Origin of the sequence: Arthrobacter sp. AG367 (genome assembly GCF_007828995.1) — a bacterium.
Taxonomy (GTDB): Bacteria; Actinomycetota; Actinomycetes; order Actinomycetales; family Micrococcaceae; genus Arthrobacter.
Map to the genome: position 1 here is coordinate 328260 of NZ_VIVE01000001.1, position 22520 is coordinate 350779.

The 22520-nt window shown below is 65.6% G+C and carries 18 protein-coding genes, 1 tRNA gene and 1 pseudogene; 8 read left to right on the top strand and 12 right to left on the bottom strand.

Annotated elements, in window-relative coordinates; all coding sequences use genetic code 11:
• Nucleotides 1-77: 77 nt before the first annotated feature.
• The 7 genes and pseudogenes from FB478_RS01490 to FB478_RS01515 form a co-directional block, all read right to left on the bottom strand.
• Nucleotides 78-1472 (bottom strand): MFS transporter, encoded by a 1395-nt coding sequence (locus FB478_RS01490; protein ID WP_018771039.1) that lies wholly within the window; start codon nucleotides 1470-1472, stop codon nucleotides 78-80.
• Nucleotides 1473-1522: 50 nt separating this feature from the next.
• A pseudogene (locus tag FB478_RS21280) lies at nucleotides 1523-2029 on the bottom strand (zinc-binding dehydrogenase); the annotation flags it as partial.
• Between the two features lie 33 nt (nucleotides 2030-2062).
• Nucleotides 2063-2575, bottom strand: coding sequence for an alcohol dehydrogenase catalytic domain-containing protein (locus tag FB478_RS21285; protein ID WP_261377331.1), 513 nt, complete (start codon nucleotides 2573-2575; stop codon nucleotides 2063-2065).
• Nucleotides 2572-4101: a mannitol dehydrogenase family protein gene (locus FB478_RS01500; protein WP_056390109.1), complete on the bottom strand. Its 1530-nt coding sequence runs from the start codon at nucleotides 4099-4101 to the stop codon at nucleotides 2572-2574. The genes FB478_RS21285 and FB478_RS01500 overlap by 4 nt, the downstream gene beginning before the upstream one ends.
• 2 nt (nucleotides 4102-4103) lie before the next feature.
• Nucleotides 4104-5321, bottom strand: coding sequence for a D-mannonate dehydratase ManD (gene manD, locus FB478_RS01505; RefSeq protein WP_144599672.1), 1218 nt, complete (start codon nucleotides 5319-5321; stop codon nucleotides 4104-4106).
• Nucleotides 5318-6298, bottom strand: coding sequence for a 2-hydroxyacid dehydrogenase (locus FB478_RS01510; RefSeq protein WP_144599673.1), 981 nt, complete (start codon nucleotides 6296-6298; stop codon nucleotides 5318-5320). Before FB478_RS01510 ends, manD begins: the two co-directional genes overlap by 4 nt.
• A 2-nt stretch (nucleotides 6299-6300) precedes the next feature.
• Nucleotides 6301-7290 carry a LacI family DNA-binding transcriptional regulator gene (locus FB478_RS01515; RefSeq protein WP_144599674.1) on the bottom strand — a complete coding sequence of 330 codons (990 nt, stop codon included), beginning with the start codon at nucleotides 7288-7290 and terminating at the stop codon, nucleotides 6301-6303.
• A 228-nt stretch (nucleotides 7291-7518) separates the two neighbouring features.
• Here FB478_RS01515 and FB478_RS01520 point away from each other — a divergent pair, with 228 nt between their 5' ends.
• From FB478_RS01520 to FB478_RS01530, 3 genes are all read left to right on the top strand, one after another.
• Entirely contained in the window at nucleotides 7519-8241 is a 723-nt protein-coding gene (locus tag FB478_RS01520; RefSeq protein ID WP_261377332.1) for a serine hydrolase, read from the top strand.
• Nucleotides 8242-8513: 272 nt separating this feature from the next.
• Entirely contained in the window at nucleotides 8514-8765 is a 252-nt protein-coding gene (locus tag FB478_RS01525; RefSeq protein WP_018771032.1) for an SHOCT domain-containing protein, read from the top strand.
• Nucleotides 8762-9331, top strand: a complete 570-nt coding sequence (locus FB478_RS01530; RefSeq protein WP_144599675.1) for a sulfocyanin-like copper-binding protein — start codon at nucleotides 8762-8764, stop codon at nucleotides 9329-9331. The genes FB478_RS01525 and FB478_RS01530 overlap by 4 nt, the downstream gene beginning before the upstream one ends.
• A 123-nt stretch (nucleotides 9332-9454) precedes the next feature.
• Here the strand turns inward: FB478_RS01530 and fdhA are convergent, their stop codons facing one another.
• The 4 genes from fdhA to FB478_RS01550 form a co-directional block, all read right to left on the bottom strand.
• Entirely contained in the window at nucleotides 9455-10669 is a 1215-nt protein-coding gene (fdhA, locus tag FB478_RS01535) for a formaldehyde dehydrogenase, glutathione-independent (RefSeq protein WP_056390113.1), read from the bottom strand.
• 141 nt (nucleotides 10670-10810) lie between these two features.
• Nucleotides 10811-12217, bottom strand: a complete 1407-nt coding sequence (locus FB478_RS01540) for a ferredoxin reductase (protein ID WP_056390115.1) — start codon at nucleotides 12215-12217, stop codon at nucleotides 10811-10813.
• On the bottom strand, nucleotides 12214-13515 hold the full coding sequence (locus tag FB478_RS01545) for an SRPBCC family protein (RefSeq protein WP_144599676.1): 1302 nt from the start codon (nucleotides 13513-13515) through the stop codon (nucleotides 12214-12216). Before FB478_RS01545 ends, FB478_RS01540 begins: the two co-directional genes overlap by 4 nt.
• A 318-nt stretch (nucleotides 13516-13833) precedes the next feature.
• On the bottom strand, nucleotides 13834-14286 hold the full coding sequence (locus FB478_RS01550; RefSeq protein ID WP_144599677.1) for a rhodanese-like domain-containing protein: 453 nt from the start codon (nucleotides 14284-14286) through the stop codon (nucleotides 13834-13836).
• A 260-nt stretch (nucleotides 14287-14546) separates the two neighbouring features.
• Here FB478_RS01550 and fdh point away from each other — a divergent pair, with 260 nt between their 5' ends.
• From fdh to nrfD, 3 genes are read left to right on the top strand one after another with little or no spacing between them, the layout of a single operon-like run.
• Entirely contained in the window at nucleotides 14547-17873 is a 3327-nt protein-coding gene (fdh, locus tag FB478_RS01560) for a formate dehydrogenase (protein WP_261377333.1), read from the top strand.
• The gene (locus FB478_RS01565) at nucleotides 17874-18884 is read left to right on the top strand and encodes a 4Fe-4S dicluster domain-containing protein (RefSeq protein ID WP_018771024.1); all 1011 of its coding nucleotides are present in this window, start codon (nucleotides 17874-17876) and stop codon (nucleotides 18882-18884) included.
• Entirely contained in the window at nucleotides 18881-19972 is a 1092-nt protein-coding gene (nrfD, locus tag FB478_RS01570) for an NrfD/PsrC family molybdoenzyme membrane anchor subunit (protein ID WP_056390125.1), read from the top strand. The genes FB478_RS01565 and nrfD overlap by 4 nt, the downstream gene beginning before the upstream one ends.
• A gap of 15 nt (nucleotides 19973-19987) precedes the next feature.
• Here nrfD and selD read toward each other — a convergent pair whose 3' ends face one another.
• Nucleotides 19988-20968 (bottom strand): selenide, water dikinase SelD, encoded by a 981-nt coding sequence (gene selD, locus FB478_RS01575; RefSeq protein ID WP_144600025.1) that lies wholly within the window; start codon nucleotides 20966-20968, stop codon nucleotides 19988-19990.
• Between the two features lie 89 nt (nucleotides 20969-21057).
• Here selD and FB478_RS01580 point away from each other — a divergent pair.
• Nucleotides 21058-21152 (top strand) — tRNA-Sec (locus FB478_RS01580).
• A gap of 36 nt (nucleotides 21153-21188) precedes the next feature.
• Complete coding sequence (gene selA, locus FB478_RS01585; RefSeq protein WP_144599680.1) at nucleotides 21189-22520, top strand: L-seryl-tRNA(Sec) selenium transferase; 1332 nt, start codon at nucleotides 21189-21191, stop codon at nucleotides 22518-22520.

Here is a 22520-nt window from a genome sequence, read left to right on the forward strand (position 1 = left end):
TGAAGGTCCTTCTGCTCTGGTGTGCGGTGGTGACGTGCCCGACGGCGGCGCGTGCCGCCGTCGGGCGTTTAGTCGGTCTATTTGACGTGCTGGGCGGTGGTTGCGTTGGCAGCCCCAGCGGCTGCGGCCGTAACGATTTCGCTGTGGTGCCGGGCATCCTCGGGGTCGGTGAGGTCGCGGTTGAGTGTTTCGGGCGTGAGCCGGGTGGCGATGAAGCTGACCACCATGGTCAGGGACATGTAGATGGCAACCGGGATCCAGGAATTGCTGAAGAGCCCCAGCAGCCCTGCGCAGATCATCGGTGCCACGCCACCGCCGATGATGGAGGAGAACTCGCGTCCCAGGGTGACGCCGGCGTAGCGGTAGCGGCTGCCGAAGATTTCGGGGAAGTAGCTCATGTGGACGCCGACGACGCCCTGGCAGGCAAGCATGAAGCCCACGATGATCACCAGGACGATGGCCACGGGGGACCCGGTGGTGAGGAGCATGAAGGCCGGTGCCGGGAAGAGGATCAGTGCCCCGGTGATGAGCGACACGACGCGCCGGCGGCCGATTTTGTCGGACAGTATCCCGAAGGAGACGGCGGCGACGCCGCCGCACAGTGCGCCGATGAGGAGGACCGGGGGGATGAACTTGGGGTCGGTTCCGACGACGGTGATCAGGTAGGAGGCCATGAACACCTGGATGGTGTACGACTGTGTGCTGACGCCGAGGTTCATGAGGATGACGCGCAGGACGTTGGCCTTGCCGTTTTTGGCGACTTCCTTCAGCGGGGCCGGCGGTACGGTACGGGCCTGCTTGATTTCTTCGAAGACGGGGGACTCATCCAGCTTGCGCCGGATGACCAAGGCTGCAATGGTGACGAAGATGCTGGATAGGAAGACAAGCCGCCAGCCCCAGGTCAGCATGTCGTTAGGGGCGAGGGACTGGGCCGCGATCCACACGAGGGCACCGAGGGCGGTGCCGGCGGCTGCGCCGACCATGATGAGTGAGGCGAGCTTGCCGCGGGTGCCGGGGGCAGCGGATTCGGTGAGCAGGGTTGCGCCGCCGGACTGTTCGGCGCCGGCGCCGAAGCCCTGGGCTGCGCGGCAAACGCAGAGCAGGACCGGGGCAAAGATGCCGATCTGGTCGAAAGTGGGCAGCAGGCCGATGGCCAGGGTGGCGCCACCCATCAGGAGCAGGGTGACCACAAGGACCCATTTGCGGCCGAGCCGGTCGCCGAAGTGGGAGAAGAAGACGCCGCCGAGGGGCCTGAACAGGAAGCCGACGGCGAAGGTGGTGAAGCTGGCGATCAGCGCCGCCGCGGGGGAGACATTGGGGAAGAACAGTTTGCTGAAGACGAGGGCCGAGGCGGTGCCGTAGATGACGAAGTCATACAATTCGAGGGTTGTACCGATGAGGCCGGCGACGGCGGCCTTCCGGACTTTGCTTTGGTCAACGTTCCCCGGGGGAACGTGCGCTGCTGTGGTCATTTCCATACTCCTTTGAATGGATGTCCTGCTGTGCTTCTGGTGGTGCTGAATCAGTAGGTGATGAGGACTTTGAGGTTGGTCGGGTCAACCACCGGTGCCGTAAGGGCCGCCGCGGTATTTTCGAGCGGGTAGGTGCTGGTGATGATGGACTGCAGGTCTACGACGCCGGAGGCCGCGAGGTCGATCGCGGCCGGGAATGCGTTGGCGTAGCGGAAAGCGGTGACGAGGTCGATCTCGTAGCGCTGGAGGAAGCCGAGCGGGATTCCGTCCACGGTGGGTTTGGCCTGGCCGACGACGGTGGCGCGGGTTGCCGGTGCCAGGGTCTGGATGCCTTCAGCGAGGGCGCGGGTGTTCCCGGAGCATTCGATCAGCCGGTCCATGCCTGCAAGGTCAAGTGGTGTGGTGGCGGTGTTGATGGTGCGGGTGGCGCCGAATTTGGTGGCGACGGCGAGGCGGTCGTCGTTCACGTCCGTCACGACGATCTCGGCGGCGCCTTGGGCTGCCGCAACCTGGGCGACGAGGAGCCCGATGGGTCCGGCGCCGGTGATCAGGACGCGCTGGCCTTTGTGGACCTGCGCCCGTTCGACGGCTCAGACGGCGACGGCGAGTGGTTCGATCGCGGCGCCGATTTCCGCCGGGATGGTGTCCGGCAGGGGGTGCACGGCGGCCTCGGGGACCACTACGTGGCGGGCGAAGAGCCCATCGGTCGGTGGGGAACCGAAGCAGGTACCGGTGGGGCAGAGGTTGTAGCGTCCGGACAGGCAGGTGGGACATTCACTGCATGGCAGGGCGGGCTCGATGACCACGGGGGTGCCGCTGGTGATGCCGGCCTGCGGACCTGCGGCAATGACTACGCCGGCGCCTTCATGCCCCAGGACCGTGGGCTGCCGCAGTACGTTGGTGCCGTTGCGTCCCTCGGCGAAGTAGTGCATGTCGGATCCGCAGATTCCGCCGGAGCGCATTTCGACCAGGAGGTCATTCGGGCCCAGGGGCGTTAGTGGTATGTGCTCGATGCGCAGGTCCCGGGCGCCGTGCAGTACGGCGGCCTGGGTGCCGGTGGGAAGCGCGGGCGTGTTCGTTTCGGGAATGGCTTGGGTGGTCATGGCGTGCTCCGCATGATTTGGAGGGACGGGGCTGGAGTAAGGGAAACGGGTGGTCTTGCTTCAGCGATGGCGGCCAGCGGTCCCGATGAGCGAATGATGTCGATGAACTCGCCGGTGCGCAGGATGAACCCGTCGCGTCCGGCCAGTTCCTCGCCGAGGAGGTGGTGGTCCCCGATGACCTTGCGGGCGAGGTCGCGGCCCGAGCGGGACCCTGCTGCGAGTCCGGCCAGCATTCCGCGCGCCGGGTCCTCCATGGCGTGGGCCTGTGGTCCGGGATCGAAGCCGGGCAACGGGGCGATGCATGCAAGATACGCGGCGGTGGTGAGGGCCAGGAGGTGGGGCATCCCGCCGTCGTCGAGCATCTGCAGCGCCGGCAGCGGGATTCGTTGGCGGAGTTTGACGGATCCGTCGGATCCCACCTGGCTGGTGCGGTGGCCAAGGGCCGTGTTGCGCCAGCGGGTGAAGAGCTCTTCCTCGTAGGCGTCCACGTCGACGTCGCGTGGCACCGCGACGGTGGGCAGGTACTCGTTGCGCAGCACGGAGCGGGCAGCTTGTTCGATGGACGGGTGCGAGACGGATTCGGGGATGGTGACGGCGCCGGTCAGGGCACCGAGGTAGGCGATCAGTGAGTGCGTGCCGTTGAGCAGGCGGACTTTCAGCTGCTCATAGCCGCCTACCTCGTGGGAGAACACCGCCCCGCCGGCCTCCCAAGTGGGCCGCCCGGCAATGAAGTTGTCTTCCACGATCCACATGCTGAACGGCTCAGCCGGGACCGGGATCCTGTCGGTGTAGCCGCGCTGGGATGCGACCAGCCTCCGGTAGTGGTCCGTGGTGGCGGGCACGATGCGGTCAACCATGGAGGAAGGGAAGCTGGTGCGGCTGTCAATGAAGGCCAGGGTCTCGGAGGCTTCCTCCGGCGGGAGCAGGGCGGCGAATTCGCGGACCAGCCGCTGGGTGTGGTGGCCGTTGTCGGCCAGGTTGTCGCAGCTGAGGATGGTCACCGTCTCGCCATGCGTCCTGGCTCGGTGCTGCAAGCCGCGGACGATCTGCCCGACGGGAGTCTGGGGTGAGCCGGGAACGGCCAGATCGTGCTGGATTGCCGGATCCTGAAGGTTGAGGGCGCCGGTGGCAGGGGTGTAGTTGTAGCCGTTCTCCGTGACCGTGAGGGACACGATCCGGGTACCGGCGTCGCCGATCGCCTTTACTACCCGGTCCGGGTTGGCGGCTGCCGTGAAGGCATCCGTGTGCACCCGGGGCACCGAATAGGTGGCACCCGCCGGGGAGGTTTCCACCACGGTGTAGAGCATGTCCTGGGCGTGCATGGCATTCGGGATGGTGGAGGAACGGCTGGCAACCCCGATGATGCCCCAGTCACCGCCGTGGGCGGCGACGGCGGCGTCGGTGTAGACGGCCTGATGTGCGCGGTGGAAGTTGCCGAGGCCCAGGTGGACAATCCCGGGAGCCGGTGCTGCCGGCCGTCGCAGGATTCCCGGGGTGGCCGCGGACAGCGGGGGAACGGAGGTCATGGCTACCAGTCCTTCATGGAGCCGTCGAGTTCCCGGGCGATGGGCAGGTAGGCCAGTTTGTAGGGGAACCGGGCTGCCGCCGCCTCGTCCACCTGCACACCGAGGCCGGGTTCTTCTCCGGGATGGAGGTAACCGTCCTCGAATCTGAAGCTGGACTTGAAAACTTCCGACACCAGCGGGTCGTAGCCCATGTATTCCTGGATCGCGAAGTTGCTGGTGGCAAGGCCCAGGTGCAGCGAGGCGGACAGGTTGATGGGCGAGACGTCGGAGGGGCCGTGGGGGGCTCCCTTGATCTGGTACACCTCGGCCAGCGCCAGGATCTTGCGGACGTGGGAGATGCCTCCGGCATGGACGACGGCGGTGCGGATGAAGTCGATGAGCCGCTCCGTAATGAGGTGCTCACAGTCCCAGATGGTGTTGAAGACTTCACCGATGGCCAAGGGGATGGTGGTCTGCTGGCGCAGGGTGCGCAGGAGGCGCTGGTTTTCGGCCGGGGTGACGTCTTCGAGCCAGAACAGGTCCACGTCTTCCAGGGAACGGGCCAGTCGGGCGGCTTCGGTAGGGTTGAGCCGGTGGTGGACGTCGTGGAGCAGCTTCAGCTCGGGACCGACGTGCTCCCGGACGGCCGACAGCACTTTCGGGGCGTGACGGAGGTAGGCGGAGGTGTCCCAGTCCTCTTCGACCGGTCCGGCTCCGCGCCCGGCCGGTTCATAGCCGGCGGCACCCTTGGTGACGCCGTAAACCTTGTCCAGGCCGGGGACGCCGGACTGGGCGCGGACAGCCCGGAAGCCTTGTTCGCGGCGCTGGTCGATCGAGTCGAGGAGCTCCGGGAGGTCCCAGCCCGTGGCGTGGGTGTAGGTGAGGATCTTCTCGCGGGCGGCGCCACCGAGGAGTTGGTAGACGGGGACGCCGAGGGCTTTGCCTTTGATGTCCCAGAGGGCGAGGTCGATCGCGCCGATGGCTGCCATGGTGACCGGTCCCCGGCGCCAGTATGCGCCACGATAGATGTACTGCCAGGTGTCCTCGATACGGTCGGCGTCGCGTCCGAGCAGTGCGGGGGCGAGGTGGTCCCGGAGGTAGCTGGCGACGGACAGTTCGCGGCCGTTGAGGGTGGCGTCCCCCCAGCCGATCAGCCCGTCGTCGGTGGTGATCTTGAGGGTGACGAAGTTGCGGCTGGGGCTGGTAACGAGGACGTCGACGTCGACGATTTTTCGGGTCATTTGGTGATCACGACATTCTTCAGTGGCTGGTTCGCGGACAGGCGGCTGATGTTTTCGGCTATCTCGAGGGCGCGGCCGCGGAAGGTTTCGGCGGTGACGCCGGATGAGTGCGGGGTCATGATGATGTTGTCTAGCCGGTCGAAGGGCAGGGCGGACGGCATGCCGCGGCCGTCCGGACCGGGGTACTGGTACCAGACGTCGACGGCAGCCCCGGATATTCTGCGGTCCATCAGGGCTTCGTAGAGCGCGGCTTGGTCAACGACAGGGCCGCGGGCAACGTTGACCACCTGCCCCTTGGGGCCCAGGGTGTTCAGTTCCTCGGCGCCGACAAGGGCTGTTGTTTCTGCGCTGAGTGGGATGCTGATGAGCAGAATGTCGGACTCGCTGAGTGCTTCAGCGAGGCGGCCGGTGATCCCGGCCCAGCGCAGGCCGTTTTCCTCCGGGTCGACGCTGCCGCTGCGGGTGATCGCGATGCCTTCCGCCCCGAAGGCCTGGAGCAATTTCCAGGCGGCGCTGCCGATATGGCCAAAGCCAAGGAACGTGACAACGGCTCCGCGGAGTGTTTCCGGCTGCGGGATGTCCTGTGAATATACGGAGGAGGCCCAGACGCCGCTGCGGAGGGCAGCGTCCTGGCCCAGCAGGTTGCGCCGGAGGGCGACCAATGCGGCGGCGATGTACTCGGCGATGGAGCCTTCGTGGTGGAAGGTGTTTGCGCACACCGCGCCGGCTGGCAGGGCGTCGGCTTCAATACCGTCGTAGCCCGCCCCGGCAACATGGACCAGTCGGAGGTTAGGGGCTTGGGCGCCCATGGCCGCGGTGAACTTGGGTCCGACATAGACGTCAGCGTCTTTAAGGTCTGTCAGGACCGAGTGCTCATTCCAGCTGTCGTGCCAGGACGTGAGTGCACCGGCCGGGAGTGCCGCCTCCAAAGTCGCCCTTTGGGGCATTAGATTGGGGTCTGCGATGACAATTCTCATGGTTACTTTCCTTGGAGGGCGTGATCTGCGTTGCGTGCGGCGAAGGTGGAGCCGCGGACGATGAGTTGTGAGCTGAGGTGGACAGCCTCAGTGGTGGAGGGCTTGCCTGCGATCTGTTCGAGGAGGAGCTCGAGGGCCAAGGAGCCGCTTCTGCCGATCGGAACGCGCACGGACGTGAGGCCGGGCTCCGCGGCTGCGGCGATGTCGAGGTCATCAATGCCCACGACACTGATGTCTTCGGGGCAGTGGTACCCGAGGGTCCGGGCTCCGGCGAGCATGCCGATCGCCACCAGGTCGTTGTATGCGATTACCGCGGTTGCACCGCTGGCGACGACTGACGCTGCGGCGGCGAGGCCGCCGTCGACTGTGGCATTCTGGTTGCCGACCGTCACCAGTTCGATTCCCCAGTCATTGCAGAAACGGCTGATGGCTGTGTGGCGTTGCCCGTTCGCCCATGACGAGGCGGGACCGGGAATGTAGGCGATTTTACGGTGGCCGAGCGCGTGAAGGTGTTCCACGGCCTGGCGGAGGCCTTCGCCCGCTTCCATCAACACACGGGCCGCATGGTCGGCTTCACCGTTGATCACCACAAGGGGCGTGTTGCCCGCGAGCTGGTGGATCTGGTCCGAAGGCAGGCGGGGGGAGCAGAGGATGATGCCGTCGACGCCGGCAGCGAATGACACCAGGTGTTCCCGTTCCCGGGTGGACGACTCGGAAGTGTCTGCCAGCACCATCCTGTGCCGTCCGTGCCAAGCCTGATCCTGGATTGATTTGATCAAAGCCGCGAAAACGGCGTTGGAGATGTCGGGAACAACGACCCCGAAAGTCCGGCTGCCCGACAGGCCAGGCACGTCGTAGCCGAGCTGCAATGCAGCGTCTACCACCTTCTGACGGGTTTCGGCCGCCAGTCGACCCGGATCGCTGAAGGCCCTGGACGCTGTCGCCAGCGATACACCCGCAAGCTTTGCGACATCCGTGAGTTTGGCCGGCATTGGTCCTCCAGTTGCTTCGTTGAAACCCTTCCTCATTAGTATGGAAATACTTGTACAAGTTTGTCAAGGATTTTCCATGACGTGCATCACTCGGCAGCGCGGTCGACAGCCGCGCCCGATCCTCTGGGTTCTCTACAGAACCAGGTGTAGCCGTTTCTGAATCAGGGCGCCGTTGCCGCGGTCGTGCAGATCCGTTGGCCCGAGGGGGAGTGGTCCAAGGCTCACGGCGTGCGTGACCTTGAGTCCAGGACAACGGCGCAGCCCGCGGACCGGGTGGAGGTGGCGAGCGTCACCAAAACTATGACCGCCGTGGCGGTGCTGAAGCTCGTCGACGATCACCTCATTGGTCTCGACGATCCCGTCAACGACGTCACTCCCGAGTTCACGTCCTCACTCAAGCCCCCGGGGCCCATCACATTAAGGCAGCTGATGAACCACACGTCCGGAATGCCCGAGGTAAACGATGCTCTGCCAAAGGACGTTGACTTCCGCCCTGTGCTTTCCAGCACGCTCAGCCTGGAGGAGGGACTCCAGTTAGCCGGGGCCCTTCCCTGGACCTCGGCCAGTGTTGGGTCCTTCAAGTATCCGAATACGAACTACCTGGCACTCGGTCTCCTGATCCAAACACTGCGGCACAAGCCTTACATCCAGATCATGCAGGAGGAGGTATTCGACCCCCTCGGTTTGAAGAACACCAGCCTGGACCACCTCCACCCGCACGAAACCGGACTTCTGCACGGCTACGTAACCCTCCTCGGCGAACGAATCGACACCACAGACAACACCTTCACGGTCGGCAACCCGGCAGCGGGCGCGGTCTCGACGATGGAAGACCTGAACCACCTCGTGGCCGGCATTTTCCAAGGACGGGCGCTACCAGGCGGCGATGACAGTCACAACGCCATCACTGCCCACCGAACTCGAAGACCCGTCCACCGGGAACAGGCGTGACCTCCTGGACAGCCAGATCGAGTCCTCCCTGAACGAGACCCTTGACCGGCTCTGCATGTCAACCAGATGAGAAAGTGCCTGCTGTTCAAGGCTTGGTTTGAACACAGCACAGATGGACGATCCGGCGGAATGCGCCGTCGCGACGGGCGGGAGGCCAGGGAATCCCGTGGCTTCGGGAAGGCCCGAAACCAGGTGACTAATGGCTCTGTTCGCCCGTCGGTGACCGCGCAAAGCTGGAATGAACGGCAGGGATTGAAGGGGCGGGTCCGGGGATGATGTACGGATGGTATGGCGACTGGGGTGTGGGCGGTTGGATTGTCATGGCCCTGATGATGCTGCTGTTCTGGGGTGGTGTGGTGACGGTCGTGATTCTTCTGGTCCGCGGCGGACGCCAGGGGCACGGGGGATACTACGGGTCTGCTCATGATGAGGCTGAGCGGATCCTGAATGAACGTTTCGCGCGGGGGGAAATCGACGCTACCGAGCTGAATGAACGCCGGGCTGCTCTCCGACGCAGGCCGTGAAGACACTCTCCCGCAGCACGCAGATCCTGATCGGGGCTATCGCGACAGTACTGCTGACCGCGTTGTCCATGACGGGGATCGCGCTGCTGGGCGGTGGCCCGAATCCGGGCGGAGCAGGGAATCCCGGCACCACCCGCTGTGCGGCGCCGAGTTTCGCGGGCACCGTCGTGAACGTCACTACCATCGACAGGGGCGGGACCATGATGGCCAGTCCCAGGATGATGCGCGGCAGCATGCGCCTGACCGCGGACCGGGCCACCGTGGTCCACGGCAAAGTGTCCTTCCTGGTCGTCAACACCGGCACCATTCCCCATGAAATGCTGGTCGTCCCCGTGGCGGGCACCCAGAGCGCAGGAACGCGCCCCGTGGGCCGGGACGGAAGAGCCGACGAGGCCGGCAGCCTGGGCGAGGCCTCCGCTGCCTGCGCCGAAGGTGAAGGAGAGGGGATCCTGCCGTCCACGAGCGGCTGGGTCACGCTTGACCTGCCGCCCGGGCGGTATGAACTGTTCTGTAATCTCCCGGGCCACTACTGGGCAGGGATGTACACGGAGCTCACCGTCACTTGAACCGGCCGGAGAACCGCAGGCGGCGGGGGAGCGATACCGGACAGGGGGAGCGGGTCCGCCGGTGACGAACCGGCGGACCTCACACGAGGTAGCCTGCCCAGGCAGCCCGCTTCCTGCCCGGATCTAGTTGCTGAGGTAGCCGTTCGGGTCCAGTACGTACTTTGTGGCCGCTCCGGCATCGAATTCCGCGTACCCCCGCGGTGCATCATCGAGCGCTATGGCTGTGGCGTTGACCGCCTTGGCGATCTGGATCTTGTCATGCAGAATCGCCATCATCAGTTGCCGGTTGTACTTCATCACCGGGCACTGGCCGGTCGCGAAGGAGAGGGACTTTGCCCAGCCAGTGCCCAGGGACAGGGACAGTGAACCCTTCTGGGCCGCCTCGTCCGCGGCGCCCGGGTCTCCGGTGACGTAAAGGCCGGGAATGCCCACGGACCCGCCGGCGGCGGTGAGGTCCATCAACGAATTGAGCACGGTGGCCGGCGCTTCCTTGGCGCCATGCCCGTGCCCGCGGGCCTCGAAACCGACTGCGTCAATACCGGCATCGACCTCCCGTACGCCGAGGATCTGCTCGACCTGGTCGGCCGGGTCGCCGTTGGCCACGTTGACGGTTTCGCAGCCAAAGGACCGGGCCTGGGCGAGGCGATCCTCATTGAGGTCCCCTACGATGACCACGGCGGCCCCCAGCAGCTGGGCGCTTGCCGCCGCGGCAAGTCCTACGGGTCCGGCCCCGGCAACATAGACGGTTGACCCGACGCCGACACCTGCCGTGACGGCGCCGTGAAATCCGGTGGGGAGGATGTCGGAGAGCATGGTCAGGTCCAGGATCTTCTCCAGGGCCTGGTCGCGGTCGGGGAACCGCAACAGGTTCCAGTCGGCATAAGGGACCAGGACGTACTCCGCCTGCCCTCCGACCCAGCCGCCCATGTCGACGTAGCCGTAAGCGGATCCTGGGCGGTCCGGGTTCACGTTCAGGCAGATCCCGGTCTTGCGCTCCTTACAGTTCCGGCAGCGCCCGCAGGAGATGTTGAACGGGACCGAGACGATGTCCCCGACCTTGATGAACTCGACGTCGGGCCCGGTCTCGATGACTTCCCCGGTGATCTCGTGACCCAGGACCAGGCCGGCCGGGGCGGTCGTGCGGCCGCGAACCATGTGCTGGTCCGACCCGCAGATGTTGGTGCTCACGGTGCGCAGGATGACGCCGTGCGGGACCTTCCGGCCGACGTTGACGGGATTGACTCCGGGGCCGGCCATCAGTTCAAAGGTGGGGTAGGGGGTATCGATGATTTCGACAATCCCGGGTGCCTTGTACGCAACGGCTTTGTTGGCTGACATGGGCATGGCTCCTATGGTTGGTGTTCGAATTGGCACGGAAGGCCTGACGCCGGCTGCATCAGACCTTCCGTGGGGCAAGAGTTGTCAGTTTTCGTGAAGCAAGGGGGTGGATTGAGGTGCCGGGCGGGCCGGACCGAGCGGCTAGGCGTCGATAACCATGTCGGTCAGCGCGGTTGAACAGCAGGGAAGGAACTTGCCTGCAGTGATCTCACGGGCCCGGATCCCGCCCTGGTGGTTCATCTCCACCTCGCCGGAAAGCTTGACGACTTTGCAGGAGCCGCACATACCCTCCTTGCAGTTCGCGCCGATCCGGACGCCTGCGCGCTGGGCCACTCCGAGGATGTGTTCGTCCGGGCCGATCCGTACATTGATGCCCGTCCGCATGAAGGACAACGTGAGGCTGCCCGTTCCCACAGTGTCAAAGCTCGAGGCGTCGGGGGACGCGGCCTCCGGTTCCGCATCTGATCCGCCTTCGGCGGCCGCCGGGCCCGGGTCGACCGTTTCCAGCGGCAGCCCCGTGGCCTTCAAGGTTCCCTCGTCGTCGTAGCCAGGCTCGTAGAGCCCGAACGCGCTGGGCTGGCTTTCGAAATAGTCCTCGGCGGAATCGGCGATTTCCTCGGCGATCTCCTCCGCGATGTCCGAAGCGAGCGCGATTTCTGCCTGGTATTCAAGGAGTGTCTGGCGATCCCCCGAGAAGAACTCCATGTAAATGGAGGTGTCGTCGACGCCGACCTGCTTAAGCAGCTCGGTGGCGGTGTTCAGGTAACCTTCCGGGCCGCAGGCGTACACCTGGCGGCCGTTGGCATCAGGAGCGACCTCGTCGATCATGGCCGAGGACAGCCTTCCGCTGAAGCCATCCCACTCCTCGGGCCGGCCGCGGTCGCCAAGGGCGTAGAAGACCTTGACGCGCGAGTCCACCGACGCGATGTAGGCCAGTTCCCGGTGGAAGGCAAAGCCGCCGGCTTCCGCTCCGTGGTAGAGCACTACCACATTGGCCGTACCGGGCAGCGAGTGGATGGTCCGCAGCATCGACATGATCGGAGTGATGCCGGCGCCGGCAGCCAGGAAGAGGTACCGTGCGCGCCGGTCGGCATCGGGCAGGTGGAATGCCCCCACGGGTCCCAGCATGTCCAGGACGGTGCCGGGTTTGACGTTGTCATGCACCCACGGTGAAACCAGTCCGCCGGGATCGCGCTTAACGGTGACGCTGAAGGTCCAGGGTTCCGTGGGTGAGCTGGAGATTGAGTAGCTGCGGTCCACGGGTTCCTGGTCCTCGCCGTTCACGGGAAAGGCGATATTCACGTACTGGCCGGCCCTGAATGCCAGGGGTGCGCCGTCGCAGCGGCGGAACACGAAGGTCATCATGCCCCCGGCCTCGGGTACGGTCTCCACACATTCCGCCATGAACTCCTGCGGATGCCAGGGACCCAATGCACGTGCAGCGCGGGCGGGTGCCTCGGCGCTGCCCATTACCCTGTTCCACGGCATCTCAAGGCCACGGATGCGTTGGGGTTCCTGGACTACCGTTTCAGTAAGGAGTTCCGTCATGCCAAGTGCTCCTGAACGCGCTGAACGTACCAGTTGATGAAGGCCTCCACCTGGTATTCGCTCTTCATGTAGGGGCCGGGCTGGTAGGCAGGGCTGCCGGCACCCTTCTGGCACAGCTCCACGAACGCCTTGTCCTGCAGGTTTGTCTGCTTCCAGGTGTAGGTGAGCTTGTCCAGGTCGTAGTCGACGCCTTCTTCCGCGTCGTCCGCCACGAGCCAGGTGGTTCGCACCAGCGACTGGTGTTCGTTGATGGGGAAGACACCGAAGGTGATGACGTGGTCCCCAAGGAAATGGAACCAGCTGTTGGGCTGCAGGTGCATCGAGCAGCGGCCAAGGCGGAAGTCCGGAAGGTCGCCAAGCAGTTTCTTGGAAAGCCTGCGTCCGTCGGGCGAGAACGATTCACCCTCGCCGTCGAGCGATTCCCGTGAGATGCGGATTCCCGCGATGCGCGTGTCGAGCTCCTCGACCACCTCGTAGGGAAGGCCGTAGCGGCGGCAGCGCTCCTCGAGCGATGACTGTGCGTTCTTGTTGCGGTCCCACACTTCCTCAAGGTGCGTCGGGATCAGCCCCTCCGTGAGGCCCCAGGTGGGGAAGAGGGAGCAGGCGAGTTCGGGGTGGCCGTCACAGTGGTAGCACTCCCGGTTGTTCTCCATGACCAGCTTCCAGTTGCCCTCTTCGATGATGTTCTGCTGGTAGGCAATCTTCGTCTTCGACAGATCGTGGGGCGCGAGGTAGGGCTCAAAGATCTTTGCGGTTTCATCGAAGTCCGTCGGCGGCACGTCCGCAATGCAGACGAAGATCAGTCCTGCCACCTCGCGGCCGTGGGCGCGCTTGAGGCCGAAGCAGCTCTTGTCGAACTTCGTTTCCCCCGGGGCCGAGGCGTGGATCAAATCGCCCCTGGGCGAGTAGGTCCAGGAGTGGTAGCCGCAGACCAGGTTTCCCGTTGATCCCGTGGATTCCGTCAGGACGCGGGCGCCGCGGTGCCGGCACACGTTGTGCAGTACGTTCACGCCGCCGTCGTCGTTGCGCAGCACGATCAGGGAATAGGGCCCGTAGTCGACAGTGACGTAGTCGCCCGGTTCCGGCAGTTCGGCAGTGCTGGCGGCAAAGATCCAGTGCTGCCCGAAAATGGCCTCCATGTCGATATTGAAGATCGTCGGGTCCGTGTAGAAGGGGGCATCGAGGGAATATCCCGTGCGCCGGAACTCGAACAGTTCGGTGATTTCCGCCAGTTGCTCGGCAGGCAGGGATGCAGCGAGTTTTCCGCGCTTGAGGGGGACGTTCACTGAAGCAGTCATGTTGGGTTTCCTCCCGGGAGGGCTGGCTGGTGTGCGATTCGTGGCGACCACAGAGTTGGAGGCGGCAACCGGCGTTGCCGCAACTTTGCAGTCATAAAGGTTGGGGAGGATCGACCTGCACCAATGCGTCCGTCGGGGACGTCCCTGTTCGCGCTGTACGCAACATCGATCACCATATGCAACAGTGTGACTCGTGCCACGCAGGGTGTCAATCTATTAATTGACGCCGCCAAAAACTACGAAAAAACGTGCTGACTGGACCCGGGCGCGCATCAGCTAAGGCGTGTGAAATCCGGTTGGACGCTGGCCCGGGGCCGGTTACTCACTGCTTTGGTTGCGCAACGCCGCCCACGCCTGGAAACCGCCGATCAGGTCGGTGGCACGGATCAGCCCCAGCCTCTGCAGGGTGTGCGCAGCGAGGCTGGAACTGTAGCCCTCGTTGCACACAACCACGATGCGGCGGGCGGGGTCGTCAGCGATCGGGAGCCGATGGGCGCTGGAAGGATCGAGCCGCCACTCAAGAACGTTGCGGTCGATCACGACGGCTCCCGGAAGTTCGCCGTCCCGGTCCCGCTGATCCACCGGCCGAATGTCAACAACAAGGGCGCCCGCTGCCATTTCCCGCTCAAGATCCGAAGGGTGGACACGCACGAGCCCGCTGCGGCTCTCTTCCAGTAACTGGTCGACCGTAAGGGCCGCGGGGGTGCCGCCCGCATCCGAACCGCGTTCGCCGCCTTCAGCGCCGTCGTCGGAGTTATCAAACTGGTTCAAAATTTTCTCCCTTTACCTTCTGATGCGTCCATCGTTCCACCATGAAGCTGAACGCGGGGACGGTCGGACCGGGGCGAATGTCTTTTTGCGTCCGCCTGGGGGAGGAGTGCACCGGCGGAAGGTGCACGACGGCGGTGCGTCCCGTCGTCGTGCTCCTTGACTTTTGTGGGGACTACTTGAATTTCGGCGCCGTAGTTTCTGCGGAAGACACGCGAACGCTGTCCTGTTGCTTTCGCGGCGCTTCGGGATATGCTCCACAAATGGCACCGCGAAGTTTCCTTCAATGGCCGGTCATCCGTCAATTGTCGACGGGGGATCTGCTGGGCCGTGGGCCCGCTGTCACCTCGGCCAAGACCCAGGCCATTGCCCCCCGCACAGCTACTGCTGACCGCGTTGTCCAGAGCGTCTGCCCCTACTGCGCCGTGGGTTGCGGACAGCGTGTCTACGTCAAGGACGAAAAGGTCATCCAGATCGAAGGCGATCCGGACTCACCCATCTCGCGCGGCCGCCTGTGCCCCAAGGGTTCTGCCAGCGAGCAACTGGTCAATTCACCAGGCCGGCAGACCAAGGTGCTTTACCGTGCGCCGCGCTCCAGGGAGTGGGAACACCTGGATTTGGTCACGGCCGTCGAGATGGTGGCGGACCGGTTCATCGAAACGCGCCGCAGGACGTGGCAGCAGGAGGACGACCAGGGCCGGCTGCTTCGCCGCACCATGGGCATTGCTTCGCTGGGCGGCGCAACCCTGGACAACGAAGAAAACTACCTGATCAAGAAGCTCTTCACGGCTGCAGGGGCGGTGCAGACCGAGAACCAGGCCCGCATATGACACTCCGCCACGGTTCCCAGTTTGGGAGCCTCGTTTGGACGCGGTGGTGCAACGCAGTCACTGCAGGACATGGCCAACGCCGATTGCATCGTTATCCAGGGTTCCAACATGGCCGAGTGCCATCCCGTGGGATACCAGTGGGTAGCGGAGGCTAAAGCCCGCGGAGCCAAGGTCATCCACGTTGACCCCAGGTTCACGCGGACGTCGGCAGTGTCGGATAAGCACATTCCCATTCGTGCAGGCTCCGACGTGGTTCTCCTTGGTGCGCTCATCAACTATGTCCTCACCAATGACCTGTGGTTCAAGGAGTACGTCAGCGCGTACACCAACGCCGCCACGCTGGTCCATGAGGATTACCGCGACGCCGAGGACCTGGGTGGGCTGTTCTCCGGCTTTGATCCGGAGAAGCGCGCCTACGACACGTCATCGTGGGCCTATGCGGAAAAAGGGGACGGTGCCATCGATGAGCCCGGGCCAGGTTCGGAACACGGAGCCGATGCCACGGCCCGCGCCGCCGGCCACGCCTTTGGCAGCGGCGGACCACCTTTGGAGCACGCCGAAGTGCAGCGCGACGACACCCTCCAGGACCCGCGGACTGTTTTCCAGATCGTCAAGCGGCACTACGCCCGCTACACCCCGGAGATGGTCCAGGACATGTGCGGGATCGACGCCGCGGACTTCGAGTACCTGGCGCGCTCCATCACGGAAAACTCCGGGCGCGACCGCACGACGTGTTTCGCCTACGCCGTCGGCTGGACCCAGCACTCCCTTGGGGCTCAGTTCATCCGGGCCGCCGCCATCCTGCAGCTTCTGCTCGGGAACGTCGGACGCCCCGGTGGCGGGATCATGGCCCTGCGTGGCCATGCCAGCATCCAGGGCTCAACGGACATCCCCACCCTTTTCAACCTTCTGCCCGGGTACCTGCCCATGCCCAGCGCCGGACGCCATGACAGCCTTGAGGAGTACCTGTCAGTCATTGGCTCGAAGCAACAGAAGGGTTTTTGGGCTGATGCCGACGCCTACACCATCAGCCTCCTAAAGGCCTGGTGGGGTGAGGCTGCCAACGCGGACAACGACTGGGCTTACGACTATCTCCCGAGACTGACGGGGGCCCACGGAACGTACGAGACAGTAATGGGCATGCTCGAGGATGAAGTTGAGGGCTACTTCCTTCTCGGCCAGAATCCTGCAGTGGGTTCGGCCCACGGCCGGATGCAACGCCTGGCCATGTCGCACCTGAAGTGGCTGGTGGTGCGTGACTTGAACCTCATCGAGTCGGCCACGTGGTGGAAAGACGGTCCGGAAATTGAATCCGGGGAGCTGCGCACCGAGGACATCGAGACCGAAGTGTTCTTCCTGCCTGCCGCAACCCACGTTGAGAAAGCCGGCTCTTTCACCCAGACCCAGCGCCTGCTGCAGTGGCGGCACCAGGCGGTGTCGCCGCCGGGGGAGTGCCAGAGCGAGCTGCAGTTCTTCTTCGAACTGGGCCAGCGGATCCGGGAGAAACTGGCCGGGTCGCAGGACGAACGGGACCGTCCGCTGCTGGACCTCACTTGGGACTACCCCACGGACGGGCATGGCGAACCTGATGGTGAAGCCGTGCTGGCGGAAATCAACGGCCGCCACCTGGACGGCCCGGATGCGGGCAAGCCCCTCTCGGCATACACCGAACTGCGCGCCGACGGATCCACGGCGGCCGGCTGCTGGATCTACACCGGTGTGTACGCTGACGGTGTCAACCATGCCGCCAACCGGAAGCCGGGCAAGGAACAGGGGCCTGCGGCCCCGGAATGGGGCTGGGCATGGCCGGCCAACCGCCGGATCCTCTACAACCGCGCGTCGGCTGATCCGGCCGGCAACCCGTGGAGCGAGCGGAAGAAATACATCTGGTGGGACCAGGAACAGGGTAAGTGGGTCGGAGACGACGTGCCGGACTTCCCGGTTGACCGGGCACCTGGCAGCAAACCCGATCCCTCTGTCGGTGGTCCAGCCGCACTCAGCGGTGATGATCCCTTTATCATGCAGGCAGACGGCAAAGGCTGGTTGTTCGCGCCGAAGGGCCTCATGGATGGACCCCTTCCCACCCATTACGAGGCGCAGGAATCACCGGTGGCGAACGCGCTTTATCCGCAGCAGCAAAGTCCTGCGCGGCTGGTGTTCCCCCGCGCGGACAACCTCAGCGCACCGAGCGCCGGCACCAGCGGGGCAGACGTCTACCCGTTCGTCTTCACCACATATCGGCTCACGGAGCACCATACGGCGGGTGGGATGAGCCGCTGGCTCCCATACCTGTCGGAGCTCCAGCCGGAGATGTTCTGCGAGGTCTCGCCTGAACTGGCCGCCGAGCGCGGACTTGAGCCGTACGGGTGGGCCACGATCATTTCGCCGCGCTCCGCCATCGAGGCGAAGGTTCTTGTCACGGACCGGATGAGGCCCCTGGCTGTTGGCGGCCACACCGTGCATCAAATTGGGCTGCCCTACCACTGGGGCGTCGGCAGCAATGCCGTGGTCAGTGGTGACGCGGCCAACGACCTGCTGGGTGTGACCCTGGACCCCAACGTCCAGATCCAGGAGTCCAAGGTGGCTTCGTGCGATATCCGTCCGGGCCGCCGTCCGCGGGGGAAGGAACTGCTTGCCCTGGTTGCGGAGTACCAGGCCCGGGCAGGAGTGACCATCGAGACGGGGAACAGCGCCGTCACCAATCCGACGGCGGAAGGCAACAAACCCGCCCCGCATACCGATCCCACAACGGAGGACTAGATGGGCCAGCTGTCCGGACCGACCGACCCCACCGCCGATGCCCACTGGGAACACAACCATCCGCGCAAGGGATTTTTCACCGACACCTCGATCTGCATCGGCTGCAAGGCCTGCGAAGTTGCCTGCAAGGAATGGAACCACAACCCGCAGGACGGAAACCTCGAGTTGCTGGGGTCTTCCTACGACAACACCGGATCCCTGGGCGCCAGCACCTGGCGGCATGTGGCGTTCATTGAGCAAGGCCAGGAACGCATTACCGAGGCCCGGGAATCCGGGCGGGCCCTGGTCAATTTGGGCATGCCCCGCATTGGTCCTCCCGCCACGGCAGGGTCCGCAGCGACCGACCTGGCAGAGGCCGACACGACGCCCCCGGACACGGCAGACTTCCGGTGGCTGATGTCCTCCGACGTCTGCAAGCACTGCACCCACGCCGGATGCCTTGACGTCTGTCCCACGGGGGCCCTTTTCCGTACCGAATTCGGCACCGTGGTGGTCCAGGACGACGTCTGCAACGGCTGCGGAACCTGCGTGGCCGGGTGCCCCTTCGGCGTGATCGAACGCCGCAGCAATGGCACGGTGAAGGTGGCCGGCCAGCGGGACGAGCAGCACGAAAAGCATCCCGCCGACCCCAACGTGGGCGTGGCCCAGAAGTGCACGTTGTGCTACGACAGGCTGGTGGCCGATGAGACGCCCGCGTGCGCCAAGGCATGCCCGACGACGTCCATCAAGTTCGGCGACCACGACGACATGGTGGAAACAGCCCGGGAGCGGGTGGCCCACCTGCACGCGCAAGGCCTCACCGAAGCGCGGCTCTACGGTGCGAACGAGAACGACGGCGTCGGTGGAACGGGATCGGTCTTCCTGCTGCTGGATGAGCCCGAGGTGTACGGGCTCCCGCCGGACCCGCGCGTCCCCACAGCCGACCTGCCGCAGATGTACCGGCGGGCAGGCATGGCTGTAGCGGGCATGGCCGCGGCTGCAGCATTGGCTTTCCTGGGAGGACGGGCGTGACCCTTTCGGAATTCGACAGCTTCCGGCCGGCGGAGCGTGCCCGGCGCCGCCGGCAGGACGGCAAACCCGGCCTGCGCCGCCGCAGGGACAACGGGGACGGTTCCCGCGAAGTGCCCATGGTCCCGGAGCCTGAATTCACCTCTTACTACGGCCGCCCCGTCGTAAAGCCCGCGCCGTGGGGCGATGACGTTGCCATCTACCTGTTCCTGGGCGGCGTGGCAGCAGGCTCGGCGCTGCTTGGCCTCGGCGGCCAGTTGACCGGACGGCCGATACTTCGCCGGAATGCCCGGCTGGGTGCCTTGGCCGCCGTGAGTGCCGGCGCCGTCGCGTTGGTGAAGGACCTGGGCAGGCCGGAGCGTTTCCTGCATATGCTGCGGACCTTCAAAGTGACCTCGCCGATGAGCGTGGGCTCCTGGATCCTCAGCGCCTTCAGCGCAGGTGCGGGCGTTGCCGCAGTGGCCGAAATCGACCGGATGAGCGGAAACCGGCTGCCGCTGGGACCCTTGCGCAGGGTGCTGCAGGCCGTGGAAGGACCGGCGGGCGTCGAGGCTGCGGTGTTCGCCGGACCATTGGCGGCATACACAGCTGTGCTGCTTGGCGACACCGCCACCCCCACCTGGAACGCTGCGCACGAGGAACTGCCGTTCGTCTTCGTCAGTTCGGCGTGCCTCGCTTCTGCCGGGCTCGCCATGGTCACCACGCCGGCCCGCGAGACCGGTCCCGCCCGCAAACTCGCGGTGCTTGGCGTCGTGGGCGACGTGCTTGCCATGAAGATCATGGAGCGCCGGATGGATCCGGTGGCAGCCGAGCCCCTTCATCAGGGCAAGGCAGGCACCATGCTGAAGTGGAGCGAGCGGTTGGCAGTCGCCGGCGGCCTGGGAACCGTGCTGGGTGGCCGCAACCGCGTCGCTGCTGCCGCTTCGGGGGTGGCGTTGCTGGCCGCTTCTGCACTGACCCGGTTTGGCATCTTCGAAGCGGGGCTGGCCTCTGCCAAGGACCCGCGGTACACCATCGAACCGCAGAAGGCCCGGCTCGCAGCCCGCCGCGCAGCGGGCGTAACCGGGGACGCGATCACGACCGCCAGCTGACCTGGCCGCCAGGCATCAGCGGATCCTGATGCCCCGGCCGGCAGTGGTGTGGCCGATGACGGGGTGCCCTGGCAGCTCGCCGACCACCAGCAGCCCGCCGGAAGTCTGGGCATCGGCAAGCAGCAGCAGGTCGTCTTCGGTGATGCCCGGTGCGGTCTGCAGGTGCGGCCGCACCCAGTCGAGGTTGCGCCGGGTCCCGCCGGAGACAAAGCCGTCGCGCAGTGCCTCGCGGGCTCCATCAATCAGCGGTACCGCCTTCAGGTCGATCACTGCGCCCACTTCCGATGCCCGGACCATCTTGTGAAGATGGCCAAGCAGGCCAAAACCCGTGACGTCCGTTGCTGCCCGGACGCCGGCGGCCACCGCTGCCTCGGACGCGTCGCGATTGAGGCCCACCATGGTCGCTATCGCCTCGGCGAACACTTCACCGGTCGCTTTGTGCCGGTTGTTGAGAAGCCCGACGCCGATCGGCTTGGTCAGCGTGATGGGCAGGCCCGGCCGGGCGGCGTCGTTGCGCAGCAGCCGGTCCGGGTGCGCGACGCCGGTGACGGCCATGCCGTACTTGGGTTCCGGATCGTCAATGGAGTGTCCGCCAAGCACCGGGCAACCGGCCTCCGACGCCACACTAAGCCCGCCGCGGAGGACCTCCGTCATCAGCTCCATTGGCAGGACGCCGCGGGGCCAGCCCACCAGGTTGATGGCCGTGACCGGCCTGCCGCCCATTGCATAGATATCCGAGAGCGCATTGGCGGCGGCGATCCGGCCCCAGTCAAAGGCATCGTTGACAACGGGAGTGAAGAAATCCGCCGTGGTAAGAACCGCGAGGTCGTCCCGCACCAGGACGGCCGCCGCGTCGTCGCCACTGTCCAGGCCAACCAGCACCTCTGCGCCCGGCTGGCCGATGAGGCCACGGACGGCATCTTCGAGCTCACCCGGCGGGATCTTGCAGGCACAGCCTCCTCCGTGGGCGTAGTCGGTGAGCCGAAGGGCGCCCACGGCGCCCTCATCAAGTTGCTGGACTGACGTCTGGGCCTCATTCACCCGCCTAGCGTACCCCCGTGAATCGACCTGCTATATTGAGGCGCGGTGGCGTCCGGGTCCTGGTGGGCCCCCCGGTCTTCAAAACCGGTGCGGCTGAGCATCTCGGCCTGGCGGGTTCGATTCCCGTCCGCCACCGCCAACTTTCGGCAGTGAATGCCGCGATATGAGGAGGGCTGTGGACCACGTCGATCCCCGCCGCCTAATTCCCCGCACGGACGACCTGCTGGCACTGCCGCCCGTCCGCGAAGCCCGGTCACGGCTGAGTGAGCGTGTGATCCGCGAACTCGTCCGGGACATCCAGGACCAGGCCCGGCGCGGTGACCTTCCTCCCGGCCAGGTGGAGCCAGTCCTGCTGGCCGCCGTCGCTGACCGCAAGGCAACAACCCTCCGCCCGGTGCTGAACGCCACCGGGGTCATCGTCCACACCAACCTGGGGCGGGCACCCCTTTCCGCGGCCGCGGTCGAAGCTGTTATCGCAGCCAGCGGCTACGTTGACGTGGAACTCGACCTGGCTGACGGAAACCGCTCCCGCCGTGGCGCCGGGGCCCGGGCGGTACTGCTCGCCGCCTGTCCCGCCGCTGAGGACGCACTGGTGGTCAACAACGGAGCAGCGGCGCTGGTACTGGCCACTACAGCCCTGGCCGCCGGCCGGGACGTGGTGGTGAGCCGCGGCGAACTCGTTGAGATCGGTGCAGGCTTCAGGCTCACCGACCTGATGGAATCGACAGGGGCAAGGCTTCGCGAGGTGGGCACCACCAACCGGACCCACCTGCACGACTACGCCGCGGCCCTCGGCGCCGATACGGGCTGCGTGCTGAAGGTCCATCCGAGCAACTTCCGGGTAGACGGTTTCACTTCCGCTGTTCCGCTGCATGAACTGGCCCCGCTGACGCAGGCACACGGAGTACCGCTCGTGGCCGACCTTGGCAGTGGACTGCTGGCACCCGACCCGCACCTCCCTGATGAACCTGATGTTGCCTCCGCTTTGGCGGCCGGGGCCGACGTCGTCATCGCCAGCGGCGACAAACTTCTCGGCGGACCCCAGGCGGGCCTGCTGCTGGGCCGCAAGGAGGTCATCACCCGGTTGGCCCGCCACCCGCTTGCCCGGGCCGTCCGGGCCGACAAACTTGCCCTCGCTGCCTTGGAGGCGACCGTGGCCGGCGGAATGCCGCCCGTCGTACAGGCGCTGCACGCCGACGTCGGGCAATTGCGGCGCCGCACGGAACGGCTGGCCCAGGAACTCGGGGCAGCGGTGGTGCCGCATGACGGCAGGGTAGGCGGCGGGGGCGCCCCCGGTTTTGCCTTGCCCGGGTGGGCGCTCCGGCTCCCCGAAGGACTGGCGCGGCTCCTGCGTACCGGCGATCCCGCCGTGCTTCCGCGCGTCCACGACGGTTCCTGCCTGATCGATCTGCGGTGCGTGCCCGCCGCGGACGACGACCGGATTCTCGAGGCCATTCGGCAGGCGCTGGCAGCCCTCGAGGCTGCGGATGCAGGCAGGGCGGGCTGA

Excerpts from the sequence above, each read along its gene's own strand:
- FB478_RS01545 (WP_144599676.1), bottom strand. The coding sequence starts at position 13,515 with ATGACTGCTTCAGTGAACGTCCCCCTCAAGCGCGGAAAACTCGCTGCA.
- FB478_RS01525 (WP_018771032.1), top strand. The coding sequence starts at position 8,514 with ATGATGTACGGATGGTATGGCGACTGGGGTGTGGGCGGTTGGATTGTC.
- FB478_RS21285 (WP_261377331.1), bottom strand. The coding sequence starts at position 2,575 with ATGACCACCCAAGCCATTCCCGAAACGAACACGCCCGCGCTTCCCACC.
- FB478_RS01510 (WP_144599673.1), bottom strand. The coding sequence starts at position 6,298 with ATGAGAATTGTCATCGCAGACCCCAATCTAATGCCCCAAAGGGCGACT.
- FB478_RS01515 (WP_144599674.1), bottom strand. The coding sequence starts at position 7,290 with ATGCCGGCCAAACTCACGGATGTCGCAAAGCTTGCGGGTGTATCGCTG.
- FB478_RS01565 (WP_018771024.1), top strand. The coding sequence starts at position 17,874 with ATGGGCCAGCTGTCCGGACCGACCGACCCCACCGCCGATGCCCACTGG.
- fdhA (WP_056390113.1), bottom strand. The coding sequence starts at position 10,669 with ATGTCAGCCAACAAAGCCGTTGCGTACAAGGCACCCGGGATTGTCGAA.
- FB478_RS01540 (WP_056390115.1), bottom strand. The coding sequence starts at position 12,217 with ATGACGGAACTCCTTACTGAAACGGTAGTCCAGGAACCCCAACGCATC.
- FB478_RS01500 (WP_056390109.1), bottom strand. The coding sequence starts at position 4,101 with ATGACCTCCGTTCCCCCGCTGTCCGCGGCCACCCCGGGAATCCTGCGA.
- manD (WP_144599672.1), bottom strand. The coding sequence starts at position 5,321 with ATGACCCGAAAAATCGTCGACGTCGACGTCCTCGTTACCAGCCCCAGC.
- FB478_RS01490 (WP_018771039.1), bottom strand. The coding sequence starts at position 1,472 with ATGACCACAGCAGCGCACGTTCCCCCGGGGAACGTTGACCAAAGCAAA.